This is a genomic window from Bradyrhizobium sp. SHOUNA76, assembly GCF_023006445.1.
Classification (GTDB): Bacteria; Pseudomonadota; Alphaproteobacteria; order Rhizobiales; family Xanthobacteraceae; genus Bradyrhizobium.
Genome location: NZ_JALBHA010000255.1, coordinates 1 through 8,845 on the forward strand (window position 1 = coordinate 1; position 8,845 = coordinate 8,845).

Below are 8,845 nucleotides of genomic sequence, written 5' to 3' on the forward strand. Positions count from 1 at the left end.
CAAGGCGCCGCAGCCGCTCGACCGCGTCGCCGCACGCACTGAGCTGGATGCATTGATCGCACGGGCAAACACGGCAACCGCATGACCGCAGAAATTCTATCCTTCGAAACCGGGCGGCCCGCAGAGCTTGCCGAGGGTGAGCCGGCGTTGGTGGTGGACGTCGAGGGCTATGAGGGGCCGCTCGACCTGCTGCTCGCGCTGGCGCGGCAGCAGAAAGTCGATCTCGCCAAGATCTCGATCCTGGCGCTGGCCGACCAGTACCTCCACTTCATCGAAGCCGCGCGGAAGATCCGGCTGGAGCTTGCCGCCGACTACCTCGTCATGGCGGCCTGGCTCGCCTTCCTGAAGTCGCGCCTGCTGCTGCCGGAGCCGCCGAGTGCGGAAGGCCCGAGCGCGGAGCAGATGGCGACGGCGCTTGCCAACCGACTGCGCCGGCTGGAAGCCATTCGCGAAGCCGCCAATCGGCTGATGAACAGACAGCAATTGCTGCGCGATATTTTCCCGCGCGGCGAGCCCGAGCAGATCGCCGAGATCAAGCATCCGAAATACACGGCGACGCTGTACGATTTGCTCACCGCCTATGCCTCGCAGCGCCAGTCGCGCGTGCTGGCGAGCGTGCATCTGGCCAAGCGCACGGTGTGGTCGCTCGCCGAGGCGCGCGCCACGCTGGAGCGGCTGGTCGGCAGCATCAGCGAACAGGATGACTGGGGCGTGCTCGACGACTTCCTGGTCCGGCATGTCGCCGATCCGACGCAGCGCGCGACGGTGTTCGCCTCGAGCTTCGCGGCCGCGCTGGAACTGGTGCGAGAAGGTCAGCTGGAGCTGAACCAGAAAGAGGCGTTTGCGCCCATCTATTTCCGAAAGGGGCGCCCGAAACCGGTCCCGGACGCAGCTCCTGCGCCTGATGCGCCGGTCGGTTAAGTGCAAGAAGGAGAAGCTGCCATGGCAAGCCTGGCTGAAGTGCGGGTAGAAGAGGCCGAGCCGATGGAGAACGAATCCCAGGCACGTCCCGAGGAATTGCGGCTGCTGGAAGCGCTGCTGTTTGCTTCGAGTGAACCGCTGGATACCGCGACGCTGGCCAAGCGCATGCCTGACGGCGTCGACGTCAAGGCCGCGCTCGAGCAGCTCCAGGCCGACTATGCCTTGCGCGGGGTGAATCTCGTTCGCGTCGCCAACAAATGGACCTTCCGCACCGCCGGCGATCTCGCCTGGCTGATGACGCGGGAGAGCACCGAGACCCGCCGCCTGTCGCGCGCCGCGATCGAGGTGCTCGCGATCATTGCCTATCACCAGCCCGTGACGCGCGCCGAGATCGAGGAGATCCGCGGCGTCGTCACCTCGAAGGGCACGCTCGACGTGCTGCTGGAGACCGGTTGGATCAAGCCGCGTGGCCGGCGCAAGACGCCCGGCCGTCCGCTGACCTTCGGAACCACGGAGGACTTCCTGTCGCAGTTCACCCTGGAACAGCTCGGCGATCTGCCGGGCCTCGAGGAGCTGAAAGGCACGGGCCTGCTGGATTCGCGCCTGCCGACCGGATTCAGCGTGCCGACGCCATCGGACGACCCGCAGCTCCGCGAGGACGAGGATCCGCTGGAACCGGGCGACGAGCTCGATCTGGCGCTGGCGCCTGCGGTCGAGCCCGAGACCCCGGAAGAGACGCCGGACGGTGGCAAAGAGGGCGCCGGCGAGGGGGGCACCGAGGAGTGACACCCCGGCTGTTGCGGGCTCCTGCGACCAGTTAACACTAGCAAGATTACGTAGTGCCGACAGCGAATTGGCGCTGCCTTGGTCCTTGTTTTTGAGGCCTGCCAAGCCTACGTTCCGGTCAAGATCGGCCGGGTCCCCGGCCATGCGCGTTTGGAGGGTTGCAGGATGGGTTCACTCAGCATTTGGCACTGGATCCTGGTGATCGCAGTGGTCCTGCTGCTGTTCGGCCGCGGCAAGATTTCGGATCTGATGGGCGACGTGGCGCAGGGCATCAAGGCATTCAAGAAGGGCATGCAGGACGACGACAAGCCCGCCGAGAAGCCGGAGCCGGCCAAGTCCATCGAACACAATGGCGCGCCGACTGCGGCGCGGTCCGACGTCGGCAGCAAGGCCGTCTGAGCCAGAGAACACGCGAGACGCGGCCAGCGTCCCGATCCTGCGCGCAAGGGTTGGGCCGGCTGCGGCTGTCGTGAACGGAAGACCTCATGTTCGACATCGGGTGGAGTGAACTGGTCCTCATCGGGGTCGTGGCCCTGATCGCCATCGGCCCGAAAGAGCTGCCGGGCGTGCTGCGCATGGTCGGACAGTGGTTGGGCAAAGCGCGGAAGATGGCCGCCGAATTCCAGGGCCAGTTCCAGGAAGCGATGCGCGAGGCCGAAATGGCCGACCTCAAGAAGAGCTTCGACGAGGTCAAGGAAGCCGCCACGGGATTCAATCCGCTGACCTCGCTTCAGAAGGACGTCAGCGACGCGCTCCGCGTCGATGCGCTCGACAAGCCCGCCGAGACCTCCACGACGACTGCCGTTGAACCTCCGGCGACTTCAATTGAAGCGCCAGCGACTTCAAGTGAAGCGCCGGCGACGCCCACAACGCCGGAGGCCCCGACGCCCGCGACCTTCATGGAAGCCGAGGCACATGCGGCCGCGAACGAGCCGCTCGCGATCACCCGCGAGGTCGAGCAGGCGCAGGTTGCGCAGGACACCGCGCCATCCGAAGCGATCAAGGACGCCAAAGCGTCATGAGCGACGCCGATATCGAGGCCAGCAAAGCCCCGCTGATGGACCATCTGATCGAGCTGCGTTCGCGGCTGATCAAGGCGCTGCTCGGATTCGGCATTGCTTTCATCTTCTGCTTCTTCTTCGCCAAGCAGATCTACAACGTGCTGGTCTGGCCGTTCGTGTGGATCGCGGGTCCGGAGAATTCCAAGTTCATCTACACGGCGCTGCTGGAATATTTCATCACCCAGCTCAAGCTCGCGCTGTTCGGCGCCGGCTTCATCTCGTTCCCGATCGTGGCGACGCAGATCTACAAATTCGTCGCGCCGGGGCTGTACAAGCACGAGAAGCAGGCCTTCCTGCCATATCTGGTCGCGACCCCGTTCTTCTTCGTGCTCGGCGCGGCGCTGGTCTATTTCGTCGTGCTGCCGATGCTGGTCCGCTTCTCGCTCGGCATGCAGCAGGCCGGCAGCGACGAGACCGCTCAGATCCAGCTGTTGCCCAAGGTCGGCGAATATCTGTCGCTGATGATGTCGCTGATCTTCGCCTTCGGCATCGCCTTCCAGCTTCCGGTGATCCTGACTCTGCTCGGCCGCATCGGTATCGTGACCTCGAAGATGCTGCGCGAGAAGCGTCGCTATTTCATCGTCATGGCCTTCGTCATCGCGGCCGTGCTGACCCCGCCCGACGTGCTGAGCCAGTGCTCGCTCGCGATCCCGCTGATGGCGCTCTACGAGGGCTCGATCATCGCGGTCGGGATCGTGGAGAAGAAGGCGGCGGCAACCGCGCAGGCGACCACCAGCACCGACGTCTCGACGCCGGCCAATCCGGCGGAGTAGGGGCGATACCCTCGGGGTCCCCGCCTCGTGCGCAATTGCGCACTGGAGCGGGGAATCCAGTACGCCGCGGCCCCTCGGGGAATCACTAGCGTCTCTGGAATACCGGATCGGCCGCTTTCGCGGGCGATGACAGCTGTGCTAGGGGGGAGCGGCTATTTGCATGTTTGCATGAATGCAAATCCACGATTTGCAGGTTTGCAACAAGCCCCAGGACCACAGCCATGCACGACATCAAATCGATCCGCGATAATCCGCAAGCCTTCGACGCCGGTCTCGCACGGCGGGGTCTGAAGCCGTTGTCGGCCTCGCTGCTCGCGATCGACGAGAAGCGGCGGGCGGCGATCCTGGCCTCCGAGCAGGCGCAGGCGCGGCGCAATGCCGCCTCCAAGGAGATCGGCGACGCCAAGAAGGCCAAGGACGAGGCCCGCGCGGCCAAGCTGATGGCGGAGGTCGCCGAGCTCAAGACCACGATGCCGCAGCTCGAGGCCGCCGCGAAGACCGCCGACGAGGAGCTGACGAAAGAGCTGTCCGCGATCCCGAACATTCCGTTCGACGAAGTACCCGACGGTGTCGACGAGCACGGCAACGTGCAGCACCACGTGTTCGGCAACAAGCGCAACTACGGCTTCGCGCCGAAGCTGCATGACGATCTCGGCACCGCGCTCGGTGACATGGATTTCGAGGCGGCGGCAAAACTCTCCGGCGCACGCTTCGTCGTGCTCAAGAAAGGACTGGCTCGGCTCGAACGCGCGCTCGGCCAGTTCATGCTGAATCTGCACGTCGACGAGCACGGCTATACCGAGATCAATCCGCCGCTGCTGGTGCGCAACGAGATCATGTTCGGCACGGGCCAGTTGCCGAAATTCGAGGACGACCAGTTCTGGGCAATCAAGGGCGAGCTTCTCGCTGCGCCCGACCAGGAGCGACTGAGGACGGAGCGCCTCGGCCTCATCCCCACCGCGGAAGTGTCGCTCACCAATCTTGCGCGCGAATCCATCCTCGACGAGAAGCAATTGCCGATGCGGTTGACGGCATTGACGCCGTGTTTTCGTGCGGAGGCAGGCGCCGCGGGACGCGATACGCGCGGCATGATCCGCCAGCACCAGTTCACCAAGGTCGAGCTGGTTTCGATCACGACGCCCGAGACCAGCAAGGACGAGCACGAGCGGATGCTCGCCTGCGCCGAGGAAGTGCTGCGCCGGCTTGACCTGCATTACCGCGTGATGACGCTCTGCACCGGAGATATGGGTTTTTCGTCGCAAAAGACCTATGACATCGAGGTTTGGATGCCGGGCCAGGGCGAGGGCGGGGCATTCCGCGAGATCTCGAGCTGCTCGGTCTGCGGCGACTTTCAGGCCCGTCGTATGGACGCGCGCTCGCGCGGTCCCGACGGCAAGCCGCGTTTCGTGCACACGCTGAACGGCTCCGGCACCGCGCTCGGCCGTGCGCTGATCGCCGTGATGGAGACCTATCAGCAGGAGGACGGCTCGATCGCGGTCCCCGACGTGCTTCAGCCCTATATGGGCGGCGTAAAGGTGATCGGGCGCGACTAAAGCGTTTTCGAGCGAAGTGGATACCGGTTCGCGTCAAGAAAACGCGTCAAGACAAGAATCGCGTCGCCCGTCTGAAATGCTGGAAACGATCGGTTGCGAAGATCGGGCGGCCGGCTATCCTGCCGGCCCGTCGACGAGAACCCTACCGTTCATGGCCTTGCACCGCGACATCTTCTGGGTCGGCAGACAATGGGCGGTCACGGCTGCCGGCATCCAGGCCGTGGACCAGCGCCTACGCGGTGTGCTCGACATCGAGATCGCGCGGCTCTGGGACGACGATCTCGTGCAGAGCCGGCGCGCCAAGCCCGGTGTGAATGCAGCAGACTTCGACAAGGCGCTGACGGTGGCGCGCGAGCGCTTTCCGCAGGCGCCGGAGTCGGACCCGTTCGTTGCGCAATTGGAAGCGCTCGGCGTGATCGAGGCGCCCGTCGTGAACCCCGTGTTGCCGGTGATGAAGCTGCGCGCGGAGGGCAGGCTGGCGCGTTTTCTGCCGCAATGGCGCATCCGCCGGTAACAGGATTCAGCCGGAACCTGCCACCTGGGCCCCGAGCGGCCGGTTTGCCTGATCGGCCAGAGCCGGATAAGACGGCTCAGACCCCCCATTTTGGAATCGACCCTTCGCATGCGCATTCTCTGCACCAATGACGACGGCATCCACGCCCCCGGCCTCAAGGTCGTGGAGGAGATCGCGCGCGCCCTGTCCGACGATGTCTGGGTGGTTGCACCCGAGCTCGACCAGTCCGGCGTGTCGCATTCGCTGTCGTTGAACGATCCGTTGCGTCTGCGCGAAGTCGGGCCCCGGCACTTTGCCGTGCGCGGCACGCCGACCGACTGCGTCATCATGGGCGCGCGCCATATCCTGGGTGCCAAACTGCCCGACATCGTGCTGTCCGGGGTCAACAAGGGCCGCAACGTCGCCGAGGACGTGGTTTATTCCGGCACCATCGCCGGCGCCTTGGAGGGCACCATTCTGGGGTTGCCGTCGTTCGCGCTGTCGCAGGAGTTCAGCGTCGAGACCCGCGAGCGCATGCCCTGGGACACCGCGCGCAGGTTCGGGCCCGACATCCTGCGCAAGGTGATCGCCGCGGGCATCCCGAAGGACACCGTCATCAACGTCAACTTCCCGTCCTGCGCGCCGGAGGATGTGCTGGGCATCCGCGTCACGCGCCAGGGCAAGCGCAATCTCGGCTTCTTGCGGATCGACGAGCGCAAGGACGGACGGGGCAATCCCTACTACTGGATCGGCTTCGAGCGCACGGCGATGATGGATACGCCGGCCGACGGCACCGATCTCGCGGCGCTTCGCGAGCGCTATGTCTCGGTCACGCCGCTCAGGCTCGACCGCACCAACGAAGCGTTTTCGGAAGAGCTCAGCGCAACGCTGAAGTAGCGGCTAGGCCGTAGCCCGGACGGAGCGCAGCGAAATCCGGGGCCGGCTTTGCTTGTGGCACGATTCCGGGATTGCGCTGCGCTCCATCCGGGCTACGGAATTTCAGCTAGCCGCCGCGAAGGGCGGCTTCGATGGTCTTGCCGAGCGCGTCGAGCTGGAACGGTTTCTGCAGCGCCGGCCGGTCGCGGTACTGCTCGGGCAGGCCGGAGGAGCCGTAGCCGGTGGCAAAGATGAACGGGCAGCCCTTGGCCTTGATCACGTCGGCGACCGGCGAGATGACCTTGCCGTTGACGTTGACGTCGAGGATGGCAATGTCGAACTCGGTCGCCTGGGCCAGCCGCATAGCCTCGGTGATGTCGCCGGCCTCAGCCGCGACCTTGTAACCGAGCTCTTCGAGCATGTCCGCGACCATCATCCTGATCATCACCTCGTCCTCGACGAGGAATACAGAGCGGCCGGAAAGCCCTGTCGCGGTCATGGTTGAGTCCTTGCCCATTATCAAAAACGTTCGCAGATAACACGAATTGACGCAATGCGCGTTTCGACCAACGGATGCCTGAAAATGGTCATCGCGGCTCGTCCGTGGCAAGCCAATTTGTGGTCAAATGCATTACCCGAAGAGTATCATGAGTTCCCGAGCAGGAACACGATTCTGGCGTCCGGGCTCAGCGCCCACGGGCCCCGGCAAGACAGCGTAATCAGGAAATGACCTCCAATCAGCACCCGCCGGAAAAGATGATGTTTCAGCTCACGCTGAGGCGTCGGGGCATCAGCGATCAGGCGGTGCTGCGAACCATGGAGGAGGTGCCGCGCGAACTCTTCGTCGACGAGGCCGATCGCGACGGCGCCTATCGCGACAGCGCGCTGCCGATCGCCTGCGGGCAGACCATCAGCCAGCCCTTCGTCGTGGCCTATATGACCGAGCAGCTCCAGCTCCGGAAACAGCACCGCGTGCTCGAGATCGGGGCCGGTTCCGGCTATCAGGCGGCCGTGCTGTCGCGGCTCGCCGGCCAGGTCCTGACGGTCGAACGCTATCGCAAGCTTGCAGACGCTGCACGCGCTCGGCTTGAAAAACTGGACTGTCACAATGTCGAGGTGATGCTTGGCGACGGGCTCAATCTGCCGCCCAATATCGGCCCGTTCGATCGAATCATCGTCACCGCCGCGATGGAGCAGATACCGGAGAATTTGGTCGAGAGGCTGGAGGTTGGCGGCATCCTGATCGCGCCGGTCGGCCCGCATCAGGGCGTGCAGACGTTGATCCGCCTGACCCGCGGTGAATCCGGGATCGAGCGCAAGGAACTCGTCGAGGTCCGCTTCGTGCCGGCACTGCCCGGAGTGGCGCGGGAGCTGTAGATTTCCGGATTGGCTGTGCCGCCAACATCTTATTGGGAGGGTTAAGCCGTTATTTACTCGGCGCGTGTTTACTTAAAAGACCAGTTCTGTTGCGTACGAGTGAGTAACCATGTCCGCTGTCGCCGAGTTGCTTTACTCGCGCCGCGTACCGCAGGTCGCGGTGCTGGCGCTGATCTCCTTCAGCTTCGCAGGGTGCAGCGCCGACATGTCGTCGCGGCTGTCCCAGTCGAACTTCTCCAATCCCTTTGCCTCAGAGCAGACCGGTTCGGTGCAGCAGGCACCGCCGCCGCAGCGCGAGCTGCCGCAATATTCGCGGCCGCAGACGCAGCCCGGTTATTATCAGTCGCAGCCCTTGCCGCCGCCGGCAGTGTCCGCGCCGCAATCCTATCCCGTCACAGGTGGTGGCGGGGTGTCCGGAGGCGGGCGCGGCGTCAGCTCCTACGCGCCCCCGACGCAGCCGCATCTGGAGACCACGGCCACCGTGCCGCTGCGCTCCGTTGCTGCCGCTCAGCCGACTGGCGGGACCAAGATCATCGTCGGTACCAGCGACACGCTCGACCTGCTCGCCAAGCGCTATCGCGTCACACCGCAGGCGATCCTTGCCGCCAATGGCTACAAGGGCCCGCGCGCGCTCTCGCCCGGCCAGCAACTGATCATCCCGCATCCCGCCACGGCCGCTGCACCCGCGCCAGCGATGGCTCCCGTTGCGGCAGCTCCCGCTGCGAGGCCGGTTGCTACCATGGCTGCGCCATCGAGCACCCATTTCGTCAATCATGGCGACACGCTCGCCAGCATTGCCCGCAAGAACCATATTTCGTCGGCCGAGCTTGCCCGTGCCAACGGCCTCGATCCCTCGACCAAGCTCAAGCTCGGCAGCAAGCTGACCGTGCCCGGTGCCAAGACCGCCGCCGTTGCAGCTCCGGTTGCTGCGGCTCCGGTCGGGGCCGCTCCGGTTGCGGGAACGCTGCAGCCGGTTGCCGCAGCTCCCGCGCCGGCCACCAAGAT

The 8,845-nt window shown here is 65.0% G+C and carries 11 protein-coding genes; 10 read left to right on the top strand and 1 reads right to left on the bottom strand.

All coding sequences use genetic code 11. From position 1 onward, the window contains the following. Positions 1-81: 81 nt before the first annotated feature. The 8 genes from MOV74_RS23115 to surE all read left to right on the top strand — a co-directional run bounded on the left by MOV74_RS23115 (position 82) and on the right by surE (position 6,484). Complete coding sequence (locus MOV74_RS23115; RefSeq protein ID WP_018317872.1) at positions 82-921, top strand: ScpA family protein; 840 nt, start codon at positions 82-84, stop codon at positions 919-921. A 21-nt stretch (positions 922-942) separates the two neighbouring features. Beyond that, a complete protein-coding gene (gene scpB / locus MOV74_RS23120) occupies positions 943-1,707 on the top strand; it encodes an SMC-Scp complex subunit ScpB (RefSeq protein ID WP_246927398.1) in 765 nt (254 codons plus the stop codon). Positions 1,708-1,872: 165 nt separating this feature from the next. Next, positions 1,873-2,106 (top strand): twin-arginine translocase TatA/TatE family subunit, encoded by a 234-nt coding sequence (locus MOV74_RS23125; protein WP_018317874.1) that lies wholly within the window; start codon positions 1,873-1,875, stop codon positions 2,104-2,106. Between the two features lie 86 nt (positions 2,107-2,192). Continuing rightward, on the top strand, positions 2,193-2,729 hold the full coding sequence (gene tatB / locus MOV74_RS23130; RefSeq protein ID WP_246927400.1) for a Sec-independent protein translocase protein TatB: 537 nt from the start codon (positions 2,193-2,195) through the stop codon (positions 2,727-2,729). After that, positions 2,726-3,541 (top strand): twin-arginine translocase subunit TatC, encoded by an 816-nt coding sequence (gene tatC / locus MOV74_RS23135; RefSeq protein ID WP_246927402.1) that lies wholly within the window; start codon positions 2,726-2,728, stop codon positions 3,539-3,541. Before tatB ends, tatC begins: the two co-directional genes overlap by 4 nt. Before the next feature lie 221 nt (positions 3,542-3,762). After that, the gene (gene serS / locus MOV74_RS23140; protein WP_246927410.1) at positions 3,763-5,094 is read left to right on the top strand and encodes a serine--tRNA ligase; all 1,332 of its coding nucleotides are present in this window, start codon (positions 3,763-3,765) and stop codon (positions 5,092-5,094) included. Between the two features lie 151 nt (positions 5,095-5,245). Next, entirely contained in the window at positions 5,246-5,608 is a 363-nt protein-coding gene (locus tag MOV74_RS23145) for a hypothetical protein (protein WP_246927418.1), read from the top strand. A 108-nt stretch (positions 5,609-5,716) separates the two neighbouring features. After that, the gene (surE, locus tag MOV74_RS23150) at positions 5,717-6,484 is read left to right on the top strand and encodes a 5'/3'-nucleotidase SurE (RefSeq protein ID WP_246927412.1); all 768 of its coding nucleotides are present in this window, start codon (positions 5,717-5,719) and stop codon (positions 6,482-6,484) included. A 106-nt stretch (positions 6,485-6,590) separates the two neighbouring features. Here the strand turns inward: surE and MOV74_RS23155 are convergent, their stop codons facing one another. Next, complete coding sequence (locus tag MOV74_RS23155) at positions 6,591-6,962, bottom strand: response regulator (protein WP_008547195.1); 372 nt, start codon at positions 6,960-6,962, stop codon at positions 6,591-6,593. Positions 6,963-7,189: 227 nt separating this feature from the next. Between MOV74_RS23155 and MOV74_RS23160 the strand changes: the two genes are divergently transcribed. Then, positions 7,190-7,840: a protein-L-isoaspartate(D-aspartate) O-methyltransferase gene (locus MOV74_RS23160; protein WP_246927414.1), complete on the top strand. Its 651-nt coding sequence runs from the start codon at positions 7,190-7,192 to the stop codon at positions 7,838-7,840. Between the two features lie 109 nt (positions 7,841-7,949). Beyond that, a partial coding sequence (locus MOV74_RS23165; protein ID WP_246927416.1) for a LysM domain-containing protein occupies positions 7,950-8,845 on the top strand: 896 nt, incomplete at its 3' end.